General features: G+C 52.6%; 24 protein-coding genes and 3 tRNA genes. 13 read left to right on the top strand and 14 right to left on the bottom strand.

What is annotated here, in order from left to right:
- Positions 1-96: 96 nt before the first annotated feature.
- The gene (locus tag NTH01S_RS00400; protein ID WP_068167666.1) at positions 97-2682 is read right to left on the bottom strand and encodes an MMPL family transporter; all 2586 of its coding nucleotides are present in this window, start codon (positions 2680-2682) and stop codon (positions 97-99) included.
- Positions 2683-2768: 86 nt separating this feature from the next.
- On the opposite strand from NTH01S_RS00400, the gene NTH01S_RS00395 reads away from it, so the two are divergent.
- Both NTH01S_RS00395 and NTH01S_RS00390 read left to right on the top strand, forming a co-directional pair.
- Entirely contained in the window at positions 2769-3359 is a 591-nt protein-coding gene (locus NTH01S_RS00395) for an IMPACT family protein (RefSeq protein WP_068167664.1), read from the top strand.
- A gap of 112 nt (positions 3360-3471) precedes the next feature.
- Positions 3472-5160 (top strand): alginate export family protein, encoded by a 1689-nt coding sequence (locus NTH01S_RS00390; protein WP_084366784.1) that lies wholly within the window; start codon positions 3472-3474, stop codon positions 5158-5160.
- Positions 5161-5179: 19 nt separating this feature from the next.
- Here NTH01S_RS00390 and NTH01S_RS00385 read toward each other — a convergent pair whose 3' ends face one another.
- The 3 genes from NTH01S_RS00385 to NTH01S_RS00375 are packed head-to-tail and all read right to left on the bottom strand — an operon-like array spanning position 5180 to position 8784.
- Complete coding sequence (locus NTH01S_RS00385) at positions 5180-5905, bottom strand: fascin domain-containing protein (RefSeq protein ID WP_068167661.1); 726 nt, start codon at positions 5903-5905, stop codon at positions 5180-5182.
- Between the two features lie 48 nt (positions 5906-5953).
- The gene (locus NTH01S_RS00380) at positions 5954-6484 is read right to left on the bottom strand and encodes a hypothetical protein (protein WP_068167660.1); all 531 of its coding nucleotides are present in this window, start codon (positions 6482-6484) and stop codon (positions 5954-5956) included.
- A gap of 59 nt (positions 6485-6543) precedes the next feature.
- The gene (locus NTH01S_RS00375) at positions 6544-8784 is read right to left on the bottom strand and encodes a primosomal protein N' (RefSeq protein WP_068167657.1); all 2241 of its coding nucleotides are present in this window, start codon (positions 8782-8784) and stop codon (positions 6544-6546) included.
- Positions 8785-8825: 41 nt separating this feature from the next.
- On the opposite strand from NTH01S_RS00375, the gene NTH01S_RS00370 reads away from it, so the two are divergent.
- Complete coding sequence (locus NTH01S_RS00370; RefSeq protein ID WP_068167653.1) at positions 8826-9788, top strand: tyrosine recombinase XerC; 963 nt, start codon at positions 8826-8828, stop codon at positions 9786-9788.
- The gene (locus NTH01S_RS00365; RefSeq protein WP_068167651.1) at positions 9785-10699 is read left to right on the top strand and encodes a retroviral-like aspartic protease family protein; all 915 of its coding nucleotides are present in this window, start codon (positions 9785-9787) and stop codon (positions 10697-10699) included. The genes NTH01S_RS00370 and NTH01S_RS00365 overlap by 4 nt, the downstream gene beginning before the upstream one ends.
- 65 nt (positions 10700-10764) lie before the next feature.
- On the opposite strand, the gene NTH01S_RS00360 is transcribed toward NTH01S_RS00365, so the two are convergent.
- Both NTH01S_RS00360 and glnK read right to left on the bottom strand, forming a co-directional pair.
- Complete coding sequence (locus NTH01S_RS00360) at positions 10765-11370, bottom strand: hypothetical protein (protein WP_068167649.1); 606 nt, start codon at positions 11368-11370, stop codon at positions 10765-10767.
- A gap of 35 nt (positions 11371-11405) precedes the next feature.
- Positions 11406-11744, bottom strand: a complete 339-nt coding sequence (gene glnK / locus NTH01S_RS00355; RefSeq protein WP_068167647.1) for a P-II family nitrogen regulator — start codon at positions 11742-11744, stop codon at positions 11406-11408.
- A gap of 367 nt (positions 11745-12111) precedes the next feature.
- Here glnK and NTH01S_RS00350 point away from each other — a divergent pair, with 367 nt between their 5' ends.
- From NTH01S_RS00350 to NTH01S_RS00340, 3 genes are all read left to right on the top strand, one after another.
- Positions 12112-13320: a UbiH/UbiF/VisC/COQ6 family ubiquinone biosynthesis hydroxylase gene (locus NTH01S_RS00350; protein WP_068167646.1), complete on the top strand. Its 1209-nt coding sequence runs from the start codon at positions 12112-12114 to the stop codon at positions 13318-13320.
- Positions 13317-14078: a serine O-acetyltransferase gene (gene cysE / locus NTH01S_RS00345; RefSeq protein ID WP_068167643.1), complete on the top strand. Its 762-nt coding sequence runs from the start codon at positions 13317-13319 to the stop codon at positions 14076-14078. The genes NTH01S_RS00350 and cysE overlap by 4 nt, the downstream gene beginning before the upstream one ends.
- Positions 14079-14284: 206 nt before the next feature.
- Positions 14285-14623 carry a hypothetical protein gene (locus NTH01S_RS00340; protein WP_068168103.1) on the top strand — a complete coding sequence of 113 codons (339 nt, stop codon included), beginning with the start codon at positions 14285-14287 and terminating at the stop codon, positions 14621-14623.
- Between the two features lie 62 nt (positions 14624-14685).
- Here the strand turns inward: NTH01S_RS00340 and NTH01S_RS00335 are convergent, their stop codons facing one another.
- Complete coding sequence (locus NTH01S_RS00335) at positions 14686-15846, bottom strand: aldose epimerase family protein (protein WP_068167641.1); 1161 nt, start codon at positions 15844-15846, stop codon at positions 14686-14688.
- Positions 15847-16169: 323 nt separating this feature from the next.
- On the opposite strand from NTH01S_RS00335, the gene NTH01S_RS00330 reads away from it, so the two are divergent.
- Together NTH01S_RS00330 and NTH01S_RS00325 are read left to right on the top strand one after the other, a co-directional pair.
- Positions 16170-16976 carry an MlaA family lipoprotein gene (locus NTH01S_RS00330; RefSeq protein WP_068167638.1) on the top strand — a complete coding sequence of 269 codons (807 nt, stop codon included), beginning with the start codon at positions 16170-16172 and terminating at the stop codon, positions 16974-16976.
- 36 nt (positions 16977-17012) lie between these two features.
- Entirely contained in the window at positions 17013-17606 is a 594-nt protein-coding gene (locus NTH01S_RS00325; protein ID WP_068167636.1) for an MlaC/ttg2D family ABC transporter substrate-binding protein, read from the top strand.
- 49 nt (positions 17607-17655) lie between these two features.
- On the opposite strand, the gene NTH01S_RS00320 is transcribed toward NTH01S_RS00325, so the two are convergent.
- The 4 genes from NTH01S_RS00320 to NTH01S_RS00305 all read right to left on the bottom strand — a co-directional run bounded on the left by NTH01S_RS00320 (position 17656) and on the right by NTH01S_RS00305 (position 20980).
- Positions 17656-18498, bottom strand: coding sequence for a PhzF family phenazine biosynthesis protein (locus NTH01S_RS00320; protein ID WP_068167635.1), 843 nt, complete (start codon positions 18496-18498; stop codon positions 17656-17658).
- A 66-nt stretch (positions 18499-18564) separates the two neighbouring features.
- Positions 18565-19074, bottom strand: a complete 510-nt coding sequence (locus tag NTH01S_RS00315) for a GNAT family N-acetyltransferase (protein ID WP_068167632.1) — start codon at positions 19072-19074, stop codon at positions 18565-18567.
- 76 nt (positions 19075-19150) lie between these two features.
- Positions 19151-20830: an energy-dependent translational throttle protein EttA gene (ettA, locus tag NTH01S_RS00310; protein ID WP_068167630.1), complete on the bottom strand. Its 1680-nt coding sequence runs from the start codon at positions 20828-20830 to the stop codon at positions 19151-19153.
- A gap of 76 nt (positions 20831-20906) precedes the next feature.
- Positions 20907-20980 (bottom strand) — tRNA-Ile (locus NTH01S_RS00305).
- 168 nt (positions 20981-21148) lie between these two features.
- Here NTH01S_RS00305 and ppa point away from each other — a divergent pair.
- Positions 21149-21670: an inorganic diphosphatase gene (ppa, locus tag NTH01S_RS00300; protein ID WP_068167628.1), complete on the top strand. Its 522-nt coding sequence runs from the start codon at positions 21149-21151 to the stop codon at positions 21668-21670.
- Positions 21671-21771: 101 nt separating this feature from the next.
- Here the strand turns inward: ppa and NTH01S_RS00295 are convergent.
- Together NTH01S_RS00295 and NTH01S_RS00290 are read right to left on the bottom strand one after the other, a co-directional pair.
- Positions 21772-21846, bottom strand: a tRNA-Gly gene (locus NTH01S_RS00295).
- A gap of 127 nt (positions 21847-21973) precedes the next feature.
- Positions 21974-22048, bottom strand: a tRNA-Gly gene (locus NTH01S_RS00290).
- Between the two features lie 154 nt (positions 22049-22202).
- On the opposite strand from NTH01S_RS00290, the gene NTH01S_RS00285 reads away from it, so the two are divergent.
- The 3 genes from NTH01S_RS00285 to NTH01S_RS00275 are packed head-to-tail and all read left to right on the top strand — an operon-like array spanning position 22203 to position 24025.
- Entirely contained in the window at positions 22203-23144 is a 942-nt protein-coding gene (locus NTH01S_RS00285; protein WP_068167626.1) for a tetratricopeptide repeat protein, read from the top strand.
- Positions 23144-23836, top strand: coding sequence for an LON peptidase substrate-binding domain-containing protein (locus NTH01S_RS00280; protein ID WP_068167624.1), 693 nt, complete (start codon positions 23144-23146; stop codon positions 23834-23836). The genes NTH01S_RS00285 and NTH01S_RS00280 overlap by 1 nt, the downstream gene beginning before the upstream one ends.
- A 3-nt stretch (positions 23837-23839) precedes the next feature.
- Positions 23840-24025, top strand: a complete 186-nt coding sequence (locus NTH01S_RS00275; protein WP_068167623.1) for a Trm112 family protein — start codon at positions 23840-23842, stop codon at positions 24023-24025.
- 211 nt (positions 24026-24236) lie between these two features.
- Here the strand turns inward: NTH01S_RS00275 and NTH01S_RS00270 are convergent, their stop codons facing one another.
- Positions 24237-25682 (bottom strand): cryptochrome/photolyase family protein, encoded by a 1446-nt coding sequence (locus tag NTH01S_RS00270; RefSeq protein WP_068168100.1) that lies wholly within the window; start codon positions 25680-25682, stop codon positions 24237-24239.
- Positions 25683-25849 lie beyond the last annotated feature (167 nt).

The raw sequence follows: 25849 nt of genomic DNA, 5'->3' as shown, positions 1-25849 counted from the left end.
TTATGTCGATTGCGCAATATAAATTACAACACATTATAAAACTGTATTTTATATTGTGTCTTAATTGTCACATTTAATTTAGTCTGTAATATTTCCTCACACCGTGTCCTCTGGGCGTTTGGGCAGCAAGGCTGGCACAAGCACCAATGTACACGCCAATGTACAGCCCAGTGACATCAGCAATAATCGCCCCATACTCGCGGTGCCAGGATGTGCAGATGCCGCCAAAGATCCAAAAGCCGTAGCCGTTGTCAGTGCAGAGAACAAAACAGCACGTGCTGTTGGCGAGGATAAAGGCCGCTTCAACCCCTGTCGCCAGTTCATCACAAAATAAATATTGAACGACACACCCACACCCAACAGCAAAGGCAAGGCGATGATATTCGCGTAATTCAATGTCTCCGGCACAGTAACAATCACAATGACCGTCAACAAAGCCGACATCAACAAAGGTGCCATCACCAAGGCCGTATCCACCATACGCCGCAACACCACGAGCAAAATTGCCGCGATCATCACAAGCGCAGACACTGCCGCAATAATAAAGGCCGTTACAATTGTCTGAGCACTCCCCATAATCGCAATCGCAGGACCCGCTAAATTCGGCGTTACCGTCTCTAACTGCGCTACGAAACGATGGAGCACTGGCGTCTCAGACATATGCCCGTTCGGATGAATCGTCAGACGCGTACGACCATCAGGCAATGTATAGTCACGCCGAATATCCTCCGGAATTGAGGTCAATGTCACAACAGAAGGACGCAAGACCGTCTTTAATGTGCTCAATTGATCTGGCAAAAAACGCGTAAGCGCTTGGCTCGTCCGCAACAGAACATCATCCGGTGCTTTTGACAAAACCCGCAATGCCTGCCGAATTCGCTCCAAAGCTGGGGAAAGCTGTCCCTGCACAGCATCTAACTGAGCCGCCGCTTTTCCTGCCGCATCACGCAGAGCCGTAGCATCAGGTGCAGATGCGGGTGTCACCTCCAAAGTCGGCAGCACAATCGAGGCTGTATCCTCAATCATTGCACGCTTTGCATCCTGATCTTCCGGCACCAAAGCCCCGAGCCACAACACATCATGCACACTTGGTAACTTCGAAAACACCTCAGCCATATGAGCCGCCTGCGCCATATTGGGCGCTAATGTCTGTGCACTATAAGGCGTGGTCAGTGGGTTCGCTTCTAGGACGTGAAGAGCGCGCATCCCTTCCGTATTCGGGTTTTTTGTATGCAAAGGGTCAGCATCAAACTTCAGCAATGGCATTAACGCCACGCCGACAACACCCAGAAGACCAAAAACACGAATCACACGAGTACGTTTATGCCGCAAAAAAGCATCTGCCGAACGCAGAGAGACAATCCCCGGCTCACCATCCCCTAAACGCGCACGAAACACACTCAACAACGCCGGGAGTAGCGTCATGGTGCAAATAAAGGCAATCACCATGCCAATTCCGGCAATTAAACCCAACTGCGCCACACCAATAAAGCGCGTCGGGGTGAAGGCCAGAAACCCTGCGGCCGTAGCGAGGGCCGCAACAAGAATCTGCGCACCACTTTCACGCCCCGTCAGCGTAATAGCGTCTAATAATGGAAGAGCTTTTCCCGCCGCATCACGCTGCCCGCGCAAACGCACACTGTATTGGATTGCGAAATCCACAGCGATCCCAACGAACAGTACCGCAAACGCAACGGAAATCATGTTCAACTCACCAACCGCCAGAGCCGCAAGCCCCGTCGTCATCAGCAAGCCCGTAATCAACGTCAGCAAAATCGCGGCGATATATCTCGGAGAACGCACAGCCAGAACCAGCCACAAAGCCACCAGCACCAACGAGATGATCAGCCCAGTAATCATCCCATGCGCAACCGTGGAGAACTCCTCATCCCCCAGCTTCACTTCACCCGTAATCAGACCACTCACCTGCCCCGATTTCACCAAAGGCAAGCTGTCAATGGCCTGACGCATGGCCTGCGTCGCGGCAGCTCCGGGCTCAAAGTCATTATAATCCAGCACAGGCTGCGTTACGACAAACTCATGCCCCGTCCCCATGCTTGAGAGCTGTCCAAGCAACAGATTTTGCCATGACAGGTCTACCGGGTGCCCCTGCACAGCATGCTCCAAAGCCGTTGCAAAGCCATTCAGCGCACCATTAAAGCCCGCCGGAACACCTTGCCCAGAGCGCAGACCTTCTCCCACCAATCCGAGCGCACCAAACAAACCACGCGCTGAAGGATCTGCCGCCAATGTTCCTAAAAAAGGCTGAGCTGAAACAATAGAATCCAACAAAGGCTCTAGGTCTTTTCGGTCCAGAAAAAGCAAGCCGTTCTGACGATAAAACGCATTATCATCCGGCAACGTCACGGTACGAAAATGCACATGGTCCTTGCTCAGAATCTGACCGAGTTGCCGCGCCGCTTCACGCCCTGCTTCAGGCGTACGACTATCCAAAATCGCTACAAGCTGATCGGCATCTTGCGGGAACAGATGATCCATCTCTGTCACACGCTGCTTCCATGGCAGCGAGTCCGCGAACATTTTCCCCGTATCCGTCGTCACACTCAAACGTAGAGCACTCAGCCCAATACTGCCAGCAATCAGCAGTACAAACAGAGCAACGACCTTTACGGCATGGCGGGCGCAGGCAGCATTAAGCCGCCCAATCAGATCGGAAAACATGCCCCTTCATAGCAGATTCCTACCAATCTCCCTACCCCCGTTCCTCCCCCCCTGACATCGCGCTGCGGATCAGGCACAATCCCTCGATGATCTGGACCCTTGATGCCCCTACCGAACACCATTCCGTGGTGCGCAATAGCGTTTTTCATACCCATGCGGCCCCCGTGAATGATGAAGCCGAAGCCATGGCCTTTCTGCAAAAAGTGGCCATCCCAGACGCCACCCATAATTGTTGGGCATTTCGCACCGGCCAACGTTTTCGCTCAAGTGATGATGGCGAACCCTCCGGCACGGCTGGACGCCCCATCCTTGCCGCAATTGACGGACAGAACTTTGATAATGTGATGGTCGTGGTGATCCGTTGGTTTGGTGGCGTCAAACTCGGAGCGGGTGGCCTTGTGCGCGCTTATGGCGGAGCCGCAGCAGCTTGTTTGCGTGAGGCACCCAAATCCGAGCGGATCGAAACCGGCACGCTCCGCTTCCACTGCCCCTTCTCCCTCTTTGCCCGCCTAGAAGCACGCTGCGCCACATGGGGAGCGCAAAAAACAGACACTCAATTCGATGCTGATGGCGTTCAACTCGCCCTTGCCGTGCCTCTTACCATTTTAGAAGACGTCATAGCAGAACTCCGCGACATGACACGCGGGCAAATTCACATTCAATACAACGATGAATAACTTTTATATTTAGTTATTCACACGATATATTTTTATATTGATTAATTAACCACATCACTTAATCGTATAATGAGATATAATTTTTTATATACCGAAATATGAAAGCGATTCTATGCCCCGCCTGCATGTACTGAAGAAGCCCTCTCACACCTTTCTTTTCAGTGCGTGCCTGCTTTCCATCACAACGATCACCCCCCCTACACCAGCACAAGCGGCCATACAGACAACAGACGGCACACCCCAACCGCCATCATGGCTCCCCGGGGCACCGCATAACCGCCCCCCGGTACAAGATTACCCACATGCGGGCTTCGTAGGCCAACCACGCCGCATCCCCCCCAACCTGAACCGCCCAACACAAGGACATCAAGGGCCGTGGGGTGCCTTTAATTATGGCACTGGCGAGGCCGCCGGCTTTGGCCCTGTCGGCCGTTACGGCATTGCACCATGGGCCGAAGATTGGAGCGACCTCCGCAACCCCCAAAAGTCGGATGATGCGCTCGACCCACTCAAATTCATCGCTTTAAACACACACAAAACCATCTGGCTGACCCTTTCGGGTGAAACCCGCCTCCGCAACTGGGCGGAAGAAGCACCCTTTTTAGGCAGACGCGGCAACCCCAATTCAGGCCGCTTCACGATGCGCAATCTGCTCGGGGCGGATCTGCACCTCGGTGAACACGTGCGTCTCTTTGGCCAACTGGTCAATGGTGATGCCGCAGGCTGGAAGGGCTTCGGATATAATCAAACTTTCCGTAAGCGCTTGGACGCACAACAAGCCTTTATTGAACTCAAAGGCCAGCTTGCAGGGGCGCGCACCGGATTGCTTGTCGGTCGACAGCAATTTCTCGATGCGCCTTCCTACATTCTCTACAATCGTGAAACGCCGAACGTGCCCCTGTCATGGAATGGCACCCGTTTTTACGCCTTTTGGCCTAAGTTTCGTTTGGATACGTTCGACTTCGCGCAAACCAACACCAACCCAACTAAAATGTTCCATGATACTATTGACTGGGGCACGCGCTTATACGGCACCGATGGTACAGCCGTCATACCCACTTTCACGATCGGCTCAAACCACATTCACTCATTTTTTGACGTCTTTTACCTGCGCTATCGCTATGCCTCGAGCCTCTCCGCCGTTCCTAGCGGTCAAAGAACCCTCACCGGCACATCATCTCGTGGCAATATTGGCGCACGCTGGTACGGTACTGCACGGGATTTCGAGTTCTCTTTTGGTGGATTATATCAAAATGGAACTTTTCAATACACTAATCATATGCCCACCAGTACAGTCTCCGCATGGGCCATTAATACTATAGCCGGATACCGCCATACCCCATCCCCACTACATCCTTTTATCGGCGCACAGTTTGATCTTTATTCTGGCGGGAAAGACGGACACTCCCCAACGCTACACACCTATATAAGCCCCTATAACCCACAAACGACCTACTCAGACCCAACGACCTATCTACAGCCGTCTAACCTTATCTCCCTCTCACCCGTCATCAGTATTACCCCCTTCAAAGGCTATGCATCCCTCCGCTTAAAAGCACCTGTCTTGTGGCGTGAAAATATGAACGGCGCTATTTGGAGTTCTTCTGGCCCCTTTACGTTTACACACCCCTATCACGGCCGCTTTGTTGGAGTTGAACCACAAGCCTTCTTGCTAATCCAACTACAACGCCACCTCACATGGCAGCTCATTGGTGCACGCTTCATCACGTCCAACGGACTCCATAAAGCGGGAGGCCAGTCCGGTAGCTTTTTCCAATCCAATTTAGTCTTTAGATTTTAACGATTAATGCGAAATAGACTTATAAAATCTTAAAATAAAACTCCTCCCATGCCATAGGGTGCGTACGATTAAACCCAACTGCCCCCGATGGCTCTGCACATAAATACAAGTCATTGTATTTCATATAAAATTTATTACCACCTGACGGCAATAAATTCACCTCCGCAGACACATCATAAACCCCTCTTGAAAGAGAAATTTTTTCTCCATTTATGTCATAGACAGAAAAATATGAAGAATTAATCTCAGTCATTAAATGTGTTTTATTATATGGATCTACCAATATGGGGAACTCCCACTCTCTATGCGAGACATCACACTGCGCCAATACCATAGACATAACATCGACGGACAATATCTTTCCGTGCGCCGTCATAATGACAATATTTTTTCCAAGCATGAACGCAGAAGAAAATAACGTATCGATGTCGCGTGAATTTATTGATGTTTTTTCGAATAATTTATTCAAAAAACATCGTGCATCTTCTAATCTATTTTCTTTCTTCAATACAGACACAACAACAGGAACAAGCCGAATGTAACCAGGCAATACATGTTTTTGTATCAGTTTTTTGGCGGCTAAATGAGGATATTTTGCAATCGCTATATTCTCTAATTTTTCAGCATAATATGTAAAACTTTTACGAGCATGCCTGCTAATTTGAATTAAAGAATTATTATCACCAGACCTAAAAGAATTCACAATATCCAAAAGGCGCGATGTCCCTGCAAAGGCAGTGGTCACATTATGACCAACAAAAGGAACATTAATATAATGAACATCCTTTATATGTTATTTTATTTTTAAAAAATGGTCAAAATCATTACGATCAAACCTATCTGTAAAGACATATACTGCGCCAGAAACATCTTCTTTTTTAATGCCCATACCGCGCATAGAATCATTAAAATGCTCTTCAAAACCAAAACCACCCCTGCCCCACTCATCCGGGTCCAAAGACCACTGAGGGCATAAAGACAAAACATGCGTCGCTGAAAATAAACGAGAAAATTTTATCGCAGCATATCCCCCCATGGAGCCACCATAAAGAATACGATTACTAAAATTTTTCAAAATACTTTCTACAACATTATACGCCTTTAAAAGACTATCACCTTGATACCACCCATTGTCTTTAGACACGATTCCAACCGACGAAATACCAATTTTGTTCAATGGTTTTTCAGCAAAAAAACGCTTTCCATCTGGCTTCAACAAAAGGTCCCCAAAAGTAATAAAAACAGTATCTGAAAAGTATCCCTCAGAAGACCACACAACCAAAATACGATCATCTTCATATAAGATGCTTTTATTACTTTCCACCAGACAAAACCCTCAAAAAAACAACACACAATATAAACACTATAATAATACTATCTTTCTTACAAAAACGATATCGGATCTACGTCAACATCAATACGCGCACTTCCTTTCGCACGTACATCAGCCAACCATTGCCGAATAATAGGTTGCACAGCACGTCCCCGTACTGTCCTTAACAGCAAACGCCTACGATGCCGCCCGCGCAAAATAGCAAGCGGTGCGGGCGCAGGGCCAAGAACCTGTATGCCTTCGCCTTCCGGCGCGCAGCGCGCAATGTCCCGCGCCAAAGCATCTGCCTCATCCGCGCCATCCGCACTCACAATAACCGCAGCTAAACGCCCATAAGGCGGCCAGAAACCAGGACGACGCTGCGCCGTCTCCTGTGCAATGAATGTATCAAAATCATTGGAAACCAACGCTTCCATCACCGGATGCTCCGTCACATAACTTTGTAACATCACCCGGCCGGGCCGCTCCGCACGGCCTGCACGCCCTGCCACTTGATGCAAAAGCTGCACTGTACGTTCCGCCGCACGCAAATCCCCCCCGCCTAACCCAAGGTCTGAATCCACCACGCCCACCAGAGTCAGCTTCGGAAAATGCCAGCCCTTCGCCACAATCTGCGTACCAATGATGAGATCAACTTCACCATCCGTAATCTGCCGCACAGCCTCCGCCGTAGCCGCCGCTGAACCCAGTGTATCAGACGACATCACCAATATCCGCGCATTCGGAAAGCGCTGCTGCGCCTCTTCCGTCACCCGCTCGATACCAGGGCCAATCGGCACCAATGTTTCTTCATGATCACATTCTGGGCATGCCTTCGGAATACCCTCCGTATGCCCACAATGATGGCAGGTCAAAATACCGCGGTTCCGGTGCTCCACCAGCCATGTCGTACAATTCGGGCACTGCATCCGATGGCCACACGTGCGGCACAACGTCAACGGCGCATACCCACGACGATTGAGAAACAACATCGCCTGCTCTTCCGCAGCAAGCGTTTCATCAATCGCTTCACACAAAAGCGGTGCCAAGAATTGCCCACGCTCTGGGCCATTTTCCCGCAAATCCACCAGAGACACATCCGGCAAATGCGCTCCGCCATGGCGTGATGTCAGAAGATAATGCTGATACCGCCCGCTCTCCACATTCGCCAATGTCTCCAATGACGGCGTAGCAGACACTAACAACACCGGCGCTTTCGCCAAACGCCCGCGCACCACAGCCATATCGCGGCCATGATACGTCACGCCCTCTTCTTGCTTGAAGGACGTTTCATGCTCCTCATCCACAATAATGAGGCCCAGCGTTTCAAACGGTAAAAACAGCGCAGAACGCGCCCCGACTACAACTTTCGCCGTACCAGCCGCAATCGCAAACCATGTATCCCGGCGGCTCTTTTGCCCTAAGTCAGAATGCCAAAGCGCTGACTCCACGCCAAAGCGCCGTGCAAAACGCTCCATCCATTGTGCAGAAAGCGCAATTTCCGGAAGCAACACTAAAACCTGCTGGCCCAATGCTAAACACGCGGCAATCGCTTCAAAATACACTTCCGTTTTACCGGACCCCGTCACACCTTCCAGCAAGGCCACAGAGAACCGCTCCGCCGTCACTAACGCCCTTAAAGCATTCGCGGCCTCTTCTTGTTCATCCGATAGAACAGGCCGCGCATAGTCAGCATCTGGTGTACCAAAAGGCGCAGCCACAGCCACCACCGCTTCTTGAATAAGGCCCGTACTCGCCAACCCTCGTACGACCGCCGCACTCACCCCACTACTCTCAGCAATATCCGCTGTGCTCTGCGGATTTTCGTCCACCACCTCCAGCACAGCCCGACGAGAAGGCGTTAAACGCACCCCTTCAACCGGCAACTGCGTCCGCACCCAGCCCAAACTTGGCTTGGGTTGCTTTTGTGTATGCAAACGCAAAGGCGTCGCCAAAACCATGCCCGGTGGGCTGAGCGTATAAGCCGCCACCCAGTCAATAAAATGTCGTAATTGCTGCGGCAAAGGCTGTACATCCACACGCCGTATCACAGCCTTAAGCTTCTGCTCCGCAACAGATGGTACAGGCGGCGGCGCTAAATCCGGCGGCACCGTACTCTCTTGCTCCCACACACAACCTATGATCTCACGTCGCCCCAGCGGAACCGCCACCAGATCACCCGCCGCCAAAGGAATGTCACTGCGATATTCAAAAGCCCCTGCAAAGGGCAAAGGCACCAAAACAGGCACCCGCTCCCCCACAGCGTAGGACTTTCGTGACAGGTCATGCTTCGCTAGGCTCTTTGATGCCATAATGTTTGTGTAACCTGCTTCTCTCTGAAAGGCTATGAGAGATGACTGCCCACCGCCCCGCCGACTACGCCCTGTCTGATTGGCTTGAATGGCTCACGCATGAACGCCGCGCCAGCCTGCGTACTGTAGAAGCTTATCGCCATGACATGACTTTAGCACTCGCCTTTTTGGCACAACATCTCGGCGGTGACGTCACCCTCCACCACCTCAATACACTTTCCCTCGCTGACCTACGCGCATGGCTCGCTTACGAAACCGAACGCAGCGAAAAACCCACCCGCCGCGCCAGCAATGCCGATGGCCGTGCCCGCTCCCGTGCGCGCCGCGTCTCTGCCCTACGCTCATTCTTCCGCTATCTTAACCTACGCCACGGCATCACCAACCCCAATTCCAGCCTCCTTGCGACACCTCGACGCAAAAAAAGACTCCCCCGCCCCTTAGGGCAAGAACAAGCGCTCACCGCAACAACCGCTATTGCCGATGATGCCACCACCCACCAAGCTGCCCTCAGGGACCAAGCACTCTTCACCCTGCTTTACGGCACAGGACTACGTATCAGCGAAGCCCTCGCCCTCAATATCAGTGATCTTGGGCGTACCGGCCATGATACTCTCATGGTCCGCGGCAAGGGTGGTAAAGAACGCCTCGTTCCCCTCCTCCCTGCCGTTCAAACAGCCTTAAACACATGGCGCGCCGCACACCCTTCACCTTCCCCTGATGCCCCTCTTTTCTGTGGCACACGCGGCGGACGACTCAACCCCGGCGTGGCCCAGCGCTCCATGCGCGAATGGCGCAAAGCAGAAGGTCTACCCGATTCCGCAACGCCGCACGCCCTACGCCATTCCTTCGCAACACACCTCCTTGAAGGCGGCGCAGACCTACGCGCCATTCAGGAACTCATGGGGCATGCCAGCCTTTCTACGACGCAAGCCTATACATTAGCCGACGAAAAGCACCTTCTTGATGTGTGGCGCAAAGCCCACCCCAGAGCAGAATCATCATGAGCAAAGCCCTCACCGCAGCCATTGTCAGCATAACGGCCCTGACATCACCGCTTTATGCACACGCAGCAACCAACCTAGCAGCGCCGCGCTGCGTTCCACCCACACACATCATCACACTCCCTCTACGGGATGACGGCGGCTATCTTAGCGTCCCGGCCACTATCAATGGCCATGCCATTTCCATGATTGTCGATACCGGCTCACAAGGAAGTCTCATTATACCTTCCGCCGTAAAGCGTATGAAACTCCCAACGGATACTTCTTTGCGCACCGCTCTCTCCGGCGCTGGCGGTGTAGGTGCCACCGTTCCAGACACACGCATCACAACGTTCCAACTCAGCTCACTCAAACTTGGCAGTGGCCTCATAGCCGTCGGTGAACTACCAGGCATTCCGTTACTACATCCCCCGGTCGAAGGACTCATCGGCGCAGATGTCCTATCAAGCTTTGATCTTGAATTTGATGTTCCGCACCATCAGCTCACGCTCTGGCGCGCAGACCCCTTGCAAGGATGCCGTACACCACAAGAAGAAACCCGCAATATCCCCGCACATCTTACATCAGGGCGCGTAACACTCACTTTTACGCTGGATGGCCTCACCGGCACCGCCTTACTCGATAGTGGCGCACGCTCACATATCGTCAGCCTCGATTTTGCCCATAAATTAGGCCTGACAGACGACGAACTTGCCCGAGATCCGGGCGGCATTGCTGCTGGCGTGGATTTACATCCACACCGCTATTACTGGCACCACTTCAAACAATTCACACTTGGCCCAACACAATGGGACCACCCAACACTGACCGTCGCTCCCCTCTATGATAACGTTGATATGCTCTTGGGCAGTGACTGGTTCGCACAACATACTGTGTGGATCTCATACACTCACCAGCACGTCTTCATTCGTTAAATACAGAATACATAGCAAAACGGCCGGGCTATACCCGGCCGTTTACCAAATCTGACGAAACGCTCTTAACCCTTAAGATGCGCGTTACAAGCAGACCAGTACCCACCGCCATTAGAAATCCACGTCAGCCCAGCATTACCGCCATTGGCCTTATTCGCCTGATATTGTGCTGCACAGGTTTTTAAACGTGCTTTTCCAGCGGATAACTTCGCAAATTCAGGCGAAATCGCCGATGGAAACACAGCCTTACCACCAGTTTGAACAGAACCTGTCGGCAGCGCCGTTGCGCTCGGCTTAACAGAAGCGCTTGTCGGCGCTGAAGGAACAGCAGGCTTCGTAACAGCCGGTGCCGAAGGCACAGAAGGTGCCGCCGGAGTTGCCGGTACGGCCGGCGCAGCAACAGAAGGTGTCGCACCCGCTACCGTACCAGAGGCACAATGCGCTGCTTTAAAAGCGAGGTAGTTTTGCCCCTGCAACGTACCACTCGTCTTCGCAGACTGGAACGCCGCATGACAGTCACGACCACTGGTCGCAGCAGCTGATGCAGCAGGGGCCGCACCAACACACACAATCGCAGCAGGAAGTGCGACAAACGCAAAACGGGAAACTAAACGATACAGTGCCATGGTGGACTTTCCTTTTTCTTCAAAAGCCACAAGCACTCTACCCATGAAAACGTTCCCTATAAAAGGCTTTCTTCAACCTTTTATAGAGCCGCTTCACCCGTCTCACCGGTACGGATACGAATAATTTCATCAACCGGAGACACAAAGATCTTACCGTCACCAATTTTACCCGTATGCGCAGCATCACGGATAATATCCACCACTTCCTGCACCACGTTGTCTGAAACAACGATCTCAATTTTTAACTTCGGCAAGAAGCTGACGTGATATTCTGCGCCACGGTAGATTTCTGTTTGACCTTTCTGACGGCCAAAACCTTTCACTTCCGTAACCGTAAGCCCTTGAATACCAAGCGGCGTCAGGGCTTCACGAATATCGTCGAGCTTAAATGGCTTGATGATCGCAGTAACAAGCTTCACGGCGGGGCTGTCCTCAATCTGTTCCCGGCATCAGCGCCGGGTTCTTCATTTTCCCACTGCACATATTCCAAATACGTGCAGCAAAGACCTTTATGGGCGTGATCGTGCCACTAACATAACGTTTTCGACAAGAGTATATTCTTACAAATCTGTTACTTCTTCCTCACAACACTCACGACAAGAAAAAGCTCACAATACCAAGCCAGAATACCCCCCTACAATACAGCCTTAAAAACATAAACCATCACTCGCACCCCTCCCATGCACAGACCCCTCTTTCTCTTCACGGCACTGAGGAGTAGGACTAAAATCAGAACATAACCGCTATAGCGCGGCTCAATACGCATACGCGAAGGGACATAGAACAATGGCGGATACATGCTATGACGTCTGCATCAACGGGGCTGGCCCCGTCGGCGCCACCCTAGCCTGTCGCCTTTCCGCCGCTGGCCTTAAAGTCCTCCTCATAGACCGCGCAGCACTTCCCGGCCTTGAAGACCCTTCTCTCGATGGCCGCGCTTATGCCATCGCCGAAGGGCCACGCCGCCTTTTGGAAGATGCTGGCATTTGGGGCAATCTTCCCGGCACATCACAACCCATTCGTGAAATCCGCGTGTCAGACGGCCGCCCTTATGAAAGTGCGTCCCCTCTCTTTCTGCATTTTGGCGTAGAAGACGCCCCCTCAGATCAACCTTTCGGCTGGATGGCTGAAGCCCGAGACCTACGCCTTGCCATTAACCATACCCTCGCACGATCTGAAGGTGTAACCGTCGAAGCGCCCAATACTGGCACATTCACTTTCCATCCCGATCATGCCGAAATCCGCCTCGCCACAGGAAAAACCGTACGCGCACAATTGGTCGTCGCAGCAGAGGGCCGCCGCTCCCCTCTAAGAGAGCAAGCCCGCATTGGCGTCACCAAAGTCCCTTACCACCAATACGGTATCGTCGCGACAATCGCACATGAGCAACCTCACCATGGCGTTGCCCTCGAACATTTCTTACCCCAAGGACCGTTCGCACGCTTACCCATGCCCGGCACAGCAGAACACCCCCACCGTTCCGCCATCGTATGGGCTGAAGGGGAAGGCCGCGCTCAACGATGCCACGCCCTGCCAGATGATGTCTTCGCACGTGAAATCAAAGCACGCATGGGCGATGAAGATCTCGGCACGATTACTCCGATCGGGCGCCGCTGGCTGTATCCACTCAGCGCACAATACGCACGGACCTATATCAGCCACCGCCTCGCTCTCGCGGGCGATGCCGCACACGGCATCCACCCCATAGCCGGACAGGGCCTCAATATCGGCTTCAAAGACGTCATCGCCTTAGCCGATCTATTGATCACTGCGCATCAAAATCAACAAGACCTTGGTAAACGCACACTTCTCCAGCACTATCAACGCAGAACACGCCCTGCGAATATGGCCATGTTTGCCGCAACGGATGTGTTAGAGCGCCTCTTTAGCAACGATAACCCGCTCCTCCGCCGCGTTCGTGACATCGGCATTGCCGGCGTACACCGCGTGCCTTCCTTACGCAAAGCTTTCGTCCGACGAGCGATGGGCCTATGATACAGCAGCCAAATCTCACCACACTCTGGCACACTATGCAGGCACAAGCCTGCAGCTGCCATGATCCCCTGATCCAAGACGTCTACGCCACGAATATAGGGGATCACCCAAGCTTCCCCTCTGCTCTTGCCTCACTCCTCGGCACAAAGCTGGCAGACCGCGCCATCCCAGCCACGTCCATCACACGCCTCATTAGCAGCATCTTCACCGACGCCCCAACCATCGCCGAAGCTGCGGCTGCTGACATTCTCGCCATTCAAGAACGCGACCCCGCCTGCACGGACCTCGTCACCCCTTTTCTCTTCTTCAAAGGATGGCAAGCCCTGCAAGCGCACCGTGTCGCACATTATTTATGGCACCATAACCGTCGGCACCTTGCCTATCACCTACAAAGCCGCTGCAACGAACTCTTCGCCATCGACATACATCCAGCCGCACGGATCGGACAGCGCCTCAGCCTTGATCACGGCACCGGCATTGTCATAGGTGAAACATGCATCATTGAAAACGATGTCGCCCTCTTCCAGGATGTCACCCTCGGTGGCACTGGAAAACTCAGTGGCAACAGACACCCCATCATCCGCGAAGGGGCGCTGATCGGAGCTGGAGCCAAAATACTGGGGCGCATTACCATTGGATCCCGCGCACGTATCGGAGCGGCCTCCGTTGTACTGAGTGATGTCCCAGAAAACACCACCGCCGTTGGTAATCCTGCTCGTATTATTCAGCCAAATTCTAACCCGAACAAAAATGTTTAATAAAAATATCCTATAAACCATCACTTCGACACACAATATAAACAAAGCTTTCTGGACAACCCCCCTAAAAATCGTCAATGTTTTAAAAAGGTCTTCACAGTTAAAACCTAATAGCACGAGCCGACATGACACAACCTTTACCCAAGAAATCCGCTTCTCGGCAGCGGCAACGGAATAAAAAAACCGAACCGGAGACAAAGCAGGTTATGTCAGACGAAAAAAAGAACGAGGCCTCTCTTATTTCGGAGCCTACTGAAGCCCCCGTCGCGGCGCCGCCAGCATCAGAAAAAGGTCCATTCGTTCTTGATATGGCCTGCGTGTTTGACCGCGTATGGTATGAACGTGAGTACCCCGATGTTGCCGCTTCTGGCATTGATGCAGCAACGCATTACCGTGAAACTGGCCACCGTGAACTGCGGTCACCCAATCGCTTTTTTAACCCGAACGCTTATCGTGCAGCAAACCCTGACCTCGCTGCTTATGAAGGCGATTTATTTATGCACTTCATTTTCTACGGCGTACAAGAAGGCCGACGCATTCGCTAATCTATATTCAACAAACATAAAATAAAAAAGAGCGGTTTAATAAAAGCCGCTCTTTTCATATGTTACTTGTTCGAGAACTTAAACGTCGTCGTGTAGTCAAATGTCTGACCCGGCTTCAGCTCTGTCGTCGGGAAAGAAGGGTGGTTTGGGCTATCTGGATAGTGCTCAGCTTCAAACGCTACCGCATCACCCTGACGGTAAGCATGCCCAGAAATACCTGCATATCCGCCATCCAGTGAGTTCGACGTATACACTTGCAGACCCGGCTGGCTGGTCAAGACTTCCATGCTGCGGCCTGAACGTGGATCATACACTTTACCAGCCAAACGTGGTGCCTGACCATATGCACCATTCACGACCCAGTTAATGTCATAGCCACGCGCATACATCATCTGCGGGTCATTGCTCCGCAAACGATCACCAATAACAGTCGGCTTCGTAAAGTCGAATGGCGTTCCCACAACAGGCGCTACCTGACCAGTCGGAATCGACGTTGCATCGGTCGGTGTGAAAGAATCCGCATTAATCTGAAGTACTTCCGGCTCAATGCTGCCACTGCCTTCACCATTCAAATTCCAGTAAGAATGGTTGGTCAGGTTCAGAACCGTTGGTGCATCCGTCGTCGCAACATAATGCAGGCTTAACGCATCATCATTGCTTAACGTATAGGTCAGATGCGTGGTCAGCGTACCCGGGAAGCCCTGATCCCCATTCGGGCTCACCAGCTTCAACGTGACATACGCACCGTCCGCATTCACACCACTTTTTTCGAATGTCCAAACTTGCTTGTCAAAACCGCGCTTACCACCATGCAGCGCATTGGGTGGTGCCGTCACATCCGTATGGTACTCTTTGCCTTCAACAGGAAAGTTACCCTTGGCCAAACGGTTCGCATAACGACCAATCACTGCACCAAAGAACAGGCCACCCTTAGCACTATCAACAGTGTAGCCTTTTAGCGTCCCAAAGCCGAGCACCACATCCTGCACATGACCATTGCGGTCTGGCGTCTCAACTGACTGAATAATACCACCATACGTAATGACCCGCACCGTCACATTATGGTCATTTTTCAGTGTGAATATCTTAACAGCTTTTCCATTGGGTGTCGTACCCCATGGAGCAGATGTCACCGTCGGCGCTGCGACAGCTTGTCCGGCACATACGGCGAACAAACCGGCTGAAGCCAAAAGAGACACCTTGCGCAAATTGAAAGCGGGCATAAACGCTATCCCCCGTGTTGAGTTCACGCAACAGTGCTCTAAAATTCTCCATCGCGTCAAAGCCCGAAACGCATCTTTTTCCGCGATGAACCGCTAACCATGCGGCGCTTGCGCATTAAAAATCAAGAAAACGCGGAGGGGTGCAGAATCATGTCAGATACTCTAAAAGAGCTTTTATCCGCAGTTAACTGCGGAATTAAAGATTGTCTGCGCATCGTTCTCGCTGGATATTCCGGGCGTCTTTCAGGCGCCACACATTGCCTCCCGCCATGCGGTAAAGTCTTTGTGAGCACCGCTGCAGCAAGGTATTCGAGGATTGGTTTATGAACATTCGACGGTTTCGGTTTGTCGGGAAGCCTTCATTCTCCACCACCAAACGGTGGGCGGTAGGAACGCTGGCTTTGCTCTCTCTGACAGCCTGTAGCTCCCTGCGCAATCCGCCTCCAACCGATCCGGATGACCTTGCAGATTATAAAGCGGCCAATGACCCTTACGAACCCGTAAACCGCAAAATGTATGATGCTCAGATGTGGGCCTATCACAAAGCCCTTCGCCCCGTGAGCAAAGCATGGATCTGGGCCGTGCCTGCCCCCGTCCGTCACAGCATCGACAATCTGAATCAAACATGGCGCGAACCTGCCGTGTTCTTCTCAGATGTCGGCGCCGGCAAACCCCGCCGCGCAGGCGACTCTTTCATGCGTTTTGCCATCAATATGAGCGCTGGCGTTGCTGGGCTTTTTGATGTCGCAAGCCTCGTGGGCTACCCTCAGCATGAGACCGACCCTGGCATGACGTTAGCCAATTGGGGCGTCTCAAGTGGTCCGTATCTCTTTATCCCACTGGTCGGTCCATCCAGCTTCCGTGATGCTGGCGGTTACGCCATCAGCCAAGGTCTCTCCCCAATTAATTACGTCCCCAGAGGTTATGGCCTTTTAACCTTTAACTGGGCGTACAATATTCTTGGCACAATGGATGGACTGGCAGAGAGTACGGATCAAATAGATCATGTTGAACAAGACAGCTTAGACCCCTATTCTTATATCCGCAGCGCATGGCAACAAAACCGCCAAAGCCAAGTGGACACGCTGAACGCGGATCACCGCGCCACCACGCCCGACTGGTACCATTGATTGACCTCTCTGACCCAAAAACCGAGGATAATCACTATGTTAAACACGTTTTCACGCCGCACTCTTCTGGGTCTCGTTGCTGCTACAGCACTGAGCACGGGCGCTGCATCTGCAAGCCCGGCAACGGATTTTGTGAATAATTTTGGCACAAAACTGGTCGGAATCGTCAATTCCGGTCAGTCCCTTGATGCAAAAAAACAGCAAGTCCTGCCTCTTTTGCAGCAAAACCTCGATATTGAGGGCATTGGCCGCTACTGCTTGGGCCGCTACTGGCACACTGCAACGCCAGCACAGCAGCAAAAATATATCTCTCTGTTTGACCAAGTTCTGGTGAATACTATCACAGATCAGGTCGGTAATTATCAGGGCGTAAGCTTCCACATCGTAGGCTCGACCTCCACGCCAGATGGGGAGCGTGTCCGAGCTCTCATTGACCGTCCGGGGCAGCCAGAGGTGAACATGCAATTGATCATCTCCGGCAACCCACCCAAGGTGGTGGACATGTTCGGTGAAGGCGCCAGCCTCCGCATGAACCAACGCGGCGATTACAGCTCCTACCTTTCCCGCCACGGCGGCGATGTTGATGCCCTAAATACTGCTCTTGAGCATCAACTGGCACATCACCATTAAGGTGCACCACAAAAGGCCCCAGTAAAAACTGGGGCCTTTTTTATACCTCTTATACCGTGATCACCCCGCGAATGCGTGTCACAACCTCACCGCCAATCCATGTGTTGTCTCCACACTGTTCCACAGACACACAGCCCACACGGTTCAAAGCCGTCCCTTGACGCGCAACATATGTTGCTGGCGCAATTCCACTACCAATCAACCACTGCGCCAAGCCTGCATTCAGACTTCCCGTCACGGGGTCTTCAACACAAAAATCGCCACTGCTGAAAAATGCACGCACCTCAAATTGAGCATCCGATCCATCCTGCTGCGCATCCCAAGGCCCAACCACGCCAACCTTCAAATCACCCCACACACTCCAATCAGGACGTAACGCCAGCACAGAAGCCCGATCCCGCAACAAAACCGACAGCCAGCCCGGACCATTATCCGTCCATTGCGCCGCCACAATATCGTTTTCCGTAATCTTCAAAGCACGCACAACCCGCGCGAGGTCTTCAGCATCAACAGGCCCCGTACGCTGGCATGGCGGCGCGGCGAAAGAAAACTTCCCCTCCACTTCACGCAGCGTTACCAAACCAACACCGCATTCCTGCACCACCATCTCACCCTTAGGAACGCCGCCTAAAGCACGCCAAACATGCGCCGTGCCTAATGTCGGATGCCCCGCAAAAGGCAACTCTCTATCCGGTGTGAAAATCCGTACACGGTAATCAGCATCCGCGCTGATCGGCTTGAGCAAAAATGTTGTCTCACTCAAATTTGTCCAATTCGCAATCTGCGCCATCTCCGCGTCAGACAGCGCATCCGCACCGACGACTACCGCCAAGGGATTTCCCTTGAATGCAGCCCCCGCAAAAACATCAACTTGTAAGAATGTCAGTTCCATTATGATCGCCCACGACTTCAAATATACCCATTCATAGTATTATGAATTCGCAACGAAACAAGTGCCTCACTCGTGTGAGGACGGCACCCTCACCTCATACAGCAGCATCGTATAACCATCACGTTCAAACGTCTCAACATGATGCATACCAATACTGCCCAACACCACGCGGGAGGGCCAATTATCCTCGCGCGCGACCGCCACAACATGCGTCTCACCAACATCCAGCACGAACCGCAGCGCAGCACCCGCCGCCTCTCGCCCTAACCCACGGCCCCCCGCCCACGGATACAGCGCAAAACGCAAACCAAGACCACGCCCATCAGGCCGCTCATGTACCCCCGTGATGCCAACAAAGCGCCCCTCTTCACGGATCGCAAAAATCCCGACACCACGGCGCGCCCAGAGCGTAATATCCTCTGCCATTTCCCGCTCTGCCTGAAGACGGTCCCGCACGCCGCCCAGCATCCGCCCAAACGCGCCTGCATTCCCTTTCAGATCAACCATATCCTCAAGATCACGCCACGTAATCGGCGTCAGTACGAGGCGTATGGTCCGTATTTCACGACCAAGCAACGCGCTGCCCTCAACACAATAGGCCAAAAAAAAGCCGGTGGAGAAACCCCACCGGCTATCAAATCACCTAAACCACTTAGCGTGCAACTGGTCGGTACTTAATACGGCTAGGCTCCGTCGCGTCAGCGCCCAGACGGCGTCGCTTATCTTCTTCATATGCTTGGAAGTTACCTTCAAACCACTCAACGTGGCTGTCACCCTCAAAAGCCAGAATATGCGTTGCCAAACGGTCAAGGAACCAACGATCATGGGAGATGACCACAGCGCAACCTGCAAATTCCGCCAGTGCATCTTCAAGTGCACGCAGCGTATCTACGTCAAGATCGTTGGTCGGTTCGTCAAGCAGAATGACATTGCTGTCTTGCTTGAGCATCTTAGCCAGATGCACGCGGTTACGCTCACCACCGGACAACACACCAACACGCTTTTGTTGATCTGAACCCTTGAAGTTAAACGCACCCACATACGCACGTGACGGCACCGTACGCTTGCCCAGATGAATCACATCCGTGCCGCCAGAAATTTCTTCCCATACGGTCTTATTGTCATCCAACGTATCACGGGACTGATCGACATAACCGAGCTTTACGGTTTCACCGACTTTCAAAGAGCCTTCATCGGCCTGATCTTGACCCGTAATCATCTTAAACAGCGTGGATTTACCTGCACCGTTCGGACCAATCACACCAACAATACCGCCCGGCGGCAGCTTAAAGTTCAAGCCATCAATCAGGAGACGATCACCAAAGCCCTTACGCAGGTTCTCAGCTTCAATAACTGTACCACCCAAACGCGGACCCGGCGTAATCACGATGTCTGCCGTACCACCTGCACGCTCAGCATTTGCCGCCAGCATGTCTTCATAACGGGTAATACGCGCCTTGCTCTTCGCCTGACGTGCCTTCGGAGAAGCCGAAATCCACTCACGCTCCGCAATAAGAGCGCGCTGGCGGGCACTTTCTTCCTTCTCTTCCTGGGCCAGACGCTTCTGCTTTTGCTCCAACCAAGAAGAATAGTTACCCTCAAACGGATAGCCACGACCACGTTCCAGCTCAAGAATCCAGTTCGTCACGTTATCAAGGAAGTAACGATCATGGGTAATGACCATCACGGTGCCTTGATAATCACGCAGCGTCTTTTCCAGCCAAGACACACTCTCTGCGTCCAAATGGTTGGTCGGTTCGTCAAGCAGCAGCATGTCTGGCTTTTCAAGCAGCAGACGGCACAGCGCAACACGGCGGCGCTCACCACCCGACAACTTCTCCACAGAGCTATCAGCCGGCGGGCAGCGCAGCGCGTCCAGCGCGATCTCTAGCTTGCGGTCCAGCTCCCAGCCATCACCCGCATCAATCTTTTCTTGCAACTCAGCTTGCTCAGCCAGCAGCGCCGTCATCTCATCATCAGACATTGGCTCAGCAAACTGCATTGAAATCGCGTTAAAGCGATCAACAGCTTGCTTCAGTTCACCAAAGCCCAGAGCAACGTTTTCACCAACTGTCAGGCTTTCATCAAGCTTCGGCTCTTGCTCCAAGTAACCGATCTTAACGCCCTCAGCGGCCCAAGCTTCACCACCGAATTCTTTTTCAATACCTGCGATAACCTTCAACAGGGTCGACTTACCGGCACCGTTCACACCGAGAACGCCGATTTTTACACCCGGAAGGAAGGAGAGCGTAATGCCCTTGAAGACCTCTCGGCCACCGGGATAGGCCTTGGTCAGATCCTTCATGACGTAGACATATTGGTAGGCGGCCATGGCAGGTCTCCCAAATCGAGAAGGTGGAGTGAGAAGCTGAGCAGCGCATGGTAGATGCGCGTCAAAAGAAACACCGTGCGCCCGGAGGGACTTGAACCCCCAACCAATCCGTTATGAGCGGACGGCTCTAACCAATTGAGCTACAGGCGCGCGGTTGGTTCAAGCAAATCGCGCACCTGAAACTTTTTTGCAAGTGCTTAGTCGAGAAAAACCACACATTTATTCTTCTAAGCAAAGAGAAGAGAGGGGGTGGGCAGAGTGAAAACAGCCCAGTAAGATCACACTCGGTTCCATTCACAGACTGACAAGGTGCCTTTCATGGACATCAGCAAGATCCCAACCGGTAAAGACGCACCACGTGACATCAACGTGGTTATCGAGATTCCGCAGGGCTCTCAGGTCAAATACGAAGTCGATAAAGACAGCGGTGCATTGATCGTAGATCGTATTATCTTCACGCCAATGGCGTACCCTGCTGCTTATGGCTTCATCCCCGGCACGCTCGCCGCCGATGGCGACCCGTCTGACGCATTGGTCCTCGCACCAGCCGCTATCGTTCCGGGCGCGGTCATCCGTGCACGCCCCATCGGCATGTTGAAGATGGAAGATGAAAGCGGCGTTGATGAAAAAATCATCTGCGTTCCGCACGACAAGGTGCATACACAGTACAAAGACGTCACATCCATCGACGATCTGCCAGAAATCACCCGTCAGGCCATCACGCATTTCTTTGAACGCTACAAAGATCTTGAACCCGGCAAGTGGGTTAAAGTAACCGGTTGGGCAACAAAGGAAGAAGCCTACACTTCTATCGAAAGCGCAATCGCAGCTGCGAAGTAAAACGCTTTCTTTCCTGCTCGGGAATGCTTCCGGGCAGGAAAACTGTTTCTGCTCATAGCGTAGAAACGAAAAAAGGCGCCTAGTGGCGCCTCTTTCATAACTGGAGCGGGTGATGGGATTCGAACCCACGACCCCAACCTTGGCAAGGTTGTGCTCTACCCCTGAGCTACACCCGCACTCCGTTGGACGGGCTTATGAAGCATTTCACCCTCCCCCGCAAGAGGAAAAATGAACTCTTCATGATATTTTTGAATTTATGCGCTAGAAACGAAAAAAGGCGCCTGATGGCGCCTTTTTCATAACTGGAGCGGGTGATGGGATTCGAACCCACGACCCCAACCTTGGCAAGGTTGTGCTCTACCCCTGAGCTACACCCGCACTCCGTTGGACAGGCTTATGAAGCATTTCACCCTCCCCCGCAAGAGGAAAAATACACCCACCTCCGTTTTTCTTACCCTCTTGCGTATCACGCAGCATCGTCCGATCTTCTTCTGAAAGACAAAACCACAGCGACACCATAGAAAGACCGACCATGAGCAACTTCAATGAACCCCTCATCGGCCAAGCCACCGCAAACGCTGCCGCCAAAATCATTATCGACACAGACCAGAAAAACTTCATGGCAGACGTCATTGAAGCCAGTAATGAACTCCCCATCCTCGTCGATTTCTGGGCACCCTGGTGCGGACCTTGCCGGCAGTTTACGCCAGTCCTCGAAAAGGTCGTGCAAGCAGCACAAGGGCGCGTCCGCCTCGTCAAACTCGACATTGAAGCCAATCAAAGCCTCGCCGCACAATTAAGCCAAATGGGTCTTCCCCTCCAATCCATCCCACTGGTTGTTGCCTTTTGGAAAGGCCAAGTGTTGGACGCGGTACAAGGCGCACAATCTGAAACAGCCGTCCGACGCTTTGTCGAAACTGTTTTAAAAGAAAGCGGCGGCGCAATGCCTGCTGCTGAAATGCTGTCTGCTGGCAAGAAAGCACTGTTAGAAAACCTCCCCGCCGAAGCTGCTGGCCTTTTTGGCGCCGTACTCGAAACCGAATCCGAAAACCCAGACGCATGGGGCGGGATGATTCGCGCCCTCATTGCCTTAGGCGAAACCGAAGCCGCCGAAGACGCCTCTAGCCAAATCCCATCAAAACTGGACACACACCCAGAAATCACAGGCGCACGCTCTGCCTTAGCCCTCCATAAAGAAGGCGCTCAAGCAGCACCACAGCTTGATGAACTCCGCCAAAAAGCAATCACCGCCCCTGAAGATTTCAACCTTCGCATGGAATTAGCCGCAGCCCTCAATGCTGCTGGTCACCGCGCGGATGCCGCCGAGACGCTACTCTCCATCATCCGCACAGATCGTGACTGGAACGATGGTGCCGCACGCGCAGAACTCCTCCGGTTTTTTGAAGCATGGGGACACACAGACCCAGACACCCTCGCCGCACGCCGCAAGCTTTCCGCAGTGCTGTTTTCCTAATGACACCACGCGATTTCAATAACCTCATCACACTCCCTGAGATTCCGCGGCGCGTAACACCGCTGAATGAACTCACCTTGGCGGACATGCCCCCACGTTTGGGGCTGTTCGTCCTGCCCGGTGCAGTCCTCCTCCCCGGCGGCCGCTTACCTCTACAAGTCTTTGAGCCACGCTACATCGCCATGCTTGAAGACGCATTGGCCAAAAATCGTCTCATCGGCATCATCCAACCTTTGGATGACGATGAAGACGATGCCCTCTTAGATCACCCGCCCCTACACAAGGTAGGAGCCGTAGGGCGCGTCATGGAATTTGCCGAACAACCAGACGGCACATTCATGATCGTATTACACGGCGTCGCCCGCTTTCGATTACTGCGCGATACACTGACAGAACAATGCTGGCGTGAAGGCTCCATCGACGTCTCGGCCTATGTTGAAGACATGATGGATGCCCCAATCGCCGCCGTCAGCCGGGAAAAACTTCTCACAACATTAAAAAGCTACCTCGCCGCACGGGACCTACGCACAGACTGGACCTTACTCGATGAATTAGACGATCATTCTCTTCTCATCGTACTGCCCATGCTCATTCCCTTTGAGGACGATGAAAAACAGCTTCTCCTTGAAGCCACACGCCCCGCAGATCGCGCTGAACTCTTGCTGACCCTGCTACGACAGGGCATGGAATAACCCATGACATCTGAACTTGACCCACGCCTTCTATCCGTCCTTGTTTGCCCCCTCACAAAGGGACAACTCATCTATGACAGCGCCGCGCAAGAATTGATCAGCCCCAAGGCACGCTGCGCCTACCCCATCAAAGACGGCATCCCCATCATGCTGCCCGATGAAGCGCGACCGTTAGAGGACACACCGTAAAGTCTGACTCCGCCACCACAATGCAACAACCAGAGCAAAGCAGAGACAACCTCCTTCTTCGCTCATAATCGCCTTGAAACGCCTTCCTTGCGTATGGTCATACGACCATACGACAAAGCAGCAATATCTTCCCCCAAGCCACACACGACATCACAGCCACTCAAAAAACAACGCCCACGCAATATCACTGCACCCAATCACCATAACCGCATTACAAGGCTTTCAACGCTCCCAAAGCCCTGTCCCGCCCCTCAGGCAAACCCACGATCGGCCGAGGGTAAGTCCGCCCCAACTCCACTCCCGCAGACCGTAATACCGTTGCTGAAGCATTCCACGGTTCCCGCAAAGCCTTGCCTGATAATGCCCCTAATTCTGGCACCCAACGCCGAATATAAACCCCCTCGGAGTCAAACTTCTCCGCCTGAAGCGTCGGATTGAAAATCCGAAAAAACGGCGCAGCATCAATGCCCGTACCCGCGACCCACTGCCAGTTCATCGCATTACTCGCCGGATCATAATCCACCAACGTATCGCGGAACCACGCCTCACCTTCGCGCCAATCCATCAGCAAATGCTTGGTCAAAAATGACCCCACAATCATACGCGCCCGATTATGCATCCAGCCCGTGTGCCAGAGCTGCCTCATCGCCGCGTCCACAATCGGCACACCCGTTTGCCCCATCTGCCATGCCTTTAAATCCTGCACAGCGTTCCGCCAGGGCATAGCGTGGAATTTTTGGTTTACATTCTCATACGGTAGGGACGGCGTATGAAAGAGCGTGTACTGCGCAAATTCACGCCACCCTAATTCAGACAGAAAAACCTGCGCGCCCTTGCTACCCTCACCACGGCGCATCACAACATCCCACAAACGCCTAGGCGAAAGCATGCCGCTCGCTAGATAAGGCGACAGGCGTGACGTCCCCTCCTCCGCCATGTAATCCCGTGATGCGTCATACGCCCCACAAAGATCATCCAAAAACAGTTCCAGAGCCTGCTGCCCGGCATCCAAATCAACACGCCAGCTTGCACGGAACCCCGCAGCCCAATCCGGCGCAACAGACCGCAACGACGCCTCATCCAAACGTTTCCCTGCGAGAAGATCATCCGGCACCGGTGCAAAGGTTATGTTTTGAGGCACAGCAAGCGGTGTTTCTGCCCCTATCGCCTGAAGAACCTTCCAAAACGCCGTATAAACCCGATACGCTCGGCGCTCTTTTGTCAAAATATCATGGGGGTGCCGCAAAACACTTCCCCATTCCAACTGAAACCCAACGCCACGACGCGCCAAACCATCAACCAAGTGCTGATCCTGCGCCTGTTCCGCTTCTAAAATGCGATGATGCGCAAAAACACTGACAGCCCCCACATCAGACACCAGACGCGGCAACACATCCTGCGCATCACCCACCAAAGTCAGCAATGTACCGCCATAACGCTGCAACTGCGCACGTAAAGACGCTAAAGCACCTTGGAGCCACCAACGATATGCCGCTCCTCTCGCTGCAACATGGTCCAATGTTTGATCTAAAATATACACACACAGCACTGGGCAACCCGTGGCCACAGCCGCCATCAAAGCAGGATGATCATCCAGACGCACATCATGCCGAAACCACACAATGACAGGATTCACCCCTCCACAACGTGCAGACATTTTATCTCCCATAGATGATCAACCGCTTTTATCTTATGATTTAAAAGGGCTAAAAATTACTATTTTAATTTGTTATTTCTAATAATAACAAATTTATATTTAGTGATAAAAAAATTAAACACAAATAAAACGCAAAACATGCTTACCACCCACGATTACCTCTTGCA

The organism is Neokomagataea thailandica NBRC 106555, from assembly GCF_001598495.1.
Taxonomy (GTDB): Bacteria; Pseudomonadota; Alphaproteobacteria; order Acetobacterales; family Acetobacteraceae; genus Gluconobacter; species Gluconobacter thailandicus_A.
Note: the sequence above shows the minus strand (reverse complement) of the source record. Positions and strands in the feature narration are given on the sequence as shown.

Excerpts from the sequence above, each read along its gene's own strand:
- ppa (WP_068167628.1), top strand. The coding sequence starts at position 21,149 with ATGGACATCAGCAAGATCCCAACCGGTAAAGACGCACCACGTGACATC.
- NTH01S_RS00370 (WP_068167653.1), top strand. The coding sequence starts at position 8,826 with ATGACTGCCCACCGCCCCGCCGACTACGCCCTGTCTGATTGGCTTGAA.
- NTH01S_RS00320 (WP_068167635.1), bottom strand. The coding sequence starts at position 18,498 with ATGGAACTGACATTCTTACAAGTTGATGTTTTTGCGGGGGCTGCATTC.
- NTH01S_RS00325 (WP_068167636.1), top strand. The coding sequence starts at position 17,013 with ATGTTAAACACGTTTTCACGCCGCACTCTTCTGGGTCTCGTTGCTGCT.
- NTH01S_RS00330 (WP_068167638.1), top strand. The coding sequence starts at position 16,170 with ATGAACATTCGACGGTTTCGGTTTGTCGGGAAGCCTTCATTCTCCACC.
- NTH01S_RS00340 (WP_068168103.1), top strand. The coding sequence starts at position 14,285 with ATGTCAGACGAAAAAAAGAACGAGGCCTCTCTTATTTCGGAGCCTACT.
- NTH01S_RS00280 (WP_068167624.1), top strand. The coding sequence starts at position 23,144 with ATGACACCACGCGATTTCAATAACCTCATCACACTCCCTGAGATTCCG.
- NTH01S_RS00275 (WP_068167623.1), top strand. The coding sequence starts at position 23,840 with ATGACATCTGAACTTGACCCACGCCTTCTATCCGTCCTTGTTTGCCCC.
- cysE (WP_068167643.1), top strand. The coding sequence starts at position 13,317 with ATGATACAGCAGCCAAATCTCACCACACTCTGGCACACTATGCAGGCA.
- NTH01S_RS00365 (WP_068167651.1), top strand. The coding sequence starts at position 9,785 with ATGAGCAAAGCCCTCACCGCAGCCATTGTCAGCATAACGGCCCTGACA.
- NTH01S_RS00390 (WP_084366784.1), top strand. The coding sequence starts at position 3,472 with ATGCCCCGCCTGCATGTACTGAAGAAGCCCTCTCACACCTTTCTTTTC.
- NTH01S_RS00350 (WP_068167646.1), top strand. The coding sequence starts at position 12,112 with ATGGCGGATACATGCTATGACGTCTGCATCAACGGGGCTGGCCCCGTC.
- NTH01S_RS00360 (WP_068167649.1), bottom strand. The coding sequence starts at position 11,370 with ATGGGTAGAGTGCTTGTGGCTTTTGAAGAAAAAGGAAAGTCCACCATG.
- NTH01S_RS00285 (WP_068167626.1), top strand. The coding sequence starts at position 22,203 with ATGAGCAACTTCAATGAACCCCTCATCGGCCAAGCCACCGCAAACGCT.
- NTH01S_RS00400 (WP_068167666.1), bottom strand. The coding sequence starts at position 2,682 with ATGTTTTCCGATCTGATTGGGCGGCTTAATGCTGCCTGCGCCCGCCAT.
- NTH01S_RS00375 (WP_068167657.1), bottom strand. The coding sequence starts at position 8,784 with ATGGCATCAAAGAGCCTAGCGAAGCATGACCTGTCACGAAAGTCCTAC.
- ettA (WP_068167630.1), bottom strand. The coding sequence starts at position 20,830 with ATGGCCGCCTACCAATATGTCTACGTCATGAAGGATCTGACCAAGGCC.
- NTH01S_RS00270 (WP_068168100.1), bottom strand. The coding sequence starts at position 25,682 with ATGTCTGCACGTTGTGGAGGGGTGAATCCTGTCATTGTGTGGTTTCGG.
- NTH01S_RS00395 (WP_068167664.1), top strand. The coding sequence starts at position 2,769 with ATGATCTGGACCCTTGATGCCCCTACCGAACACCATTCCGTGGTGCGC.
- NTH01S_RS00335 (WP_068167641.1), bottom strand. The coding sequence starts at position 15,846 with ATGCCCGCTTTCAATTTGCGCAAGGTGTCTCTTTTGGCTTCAGCCGGT.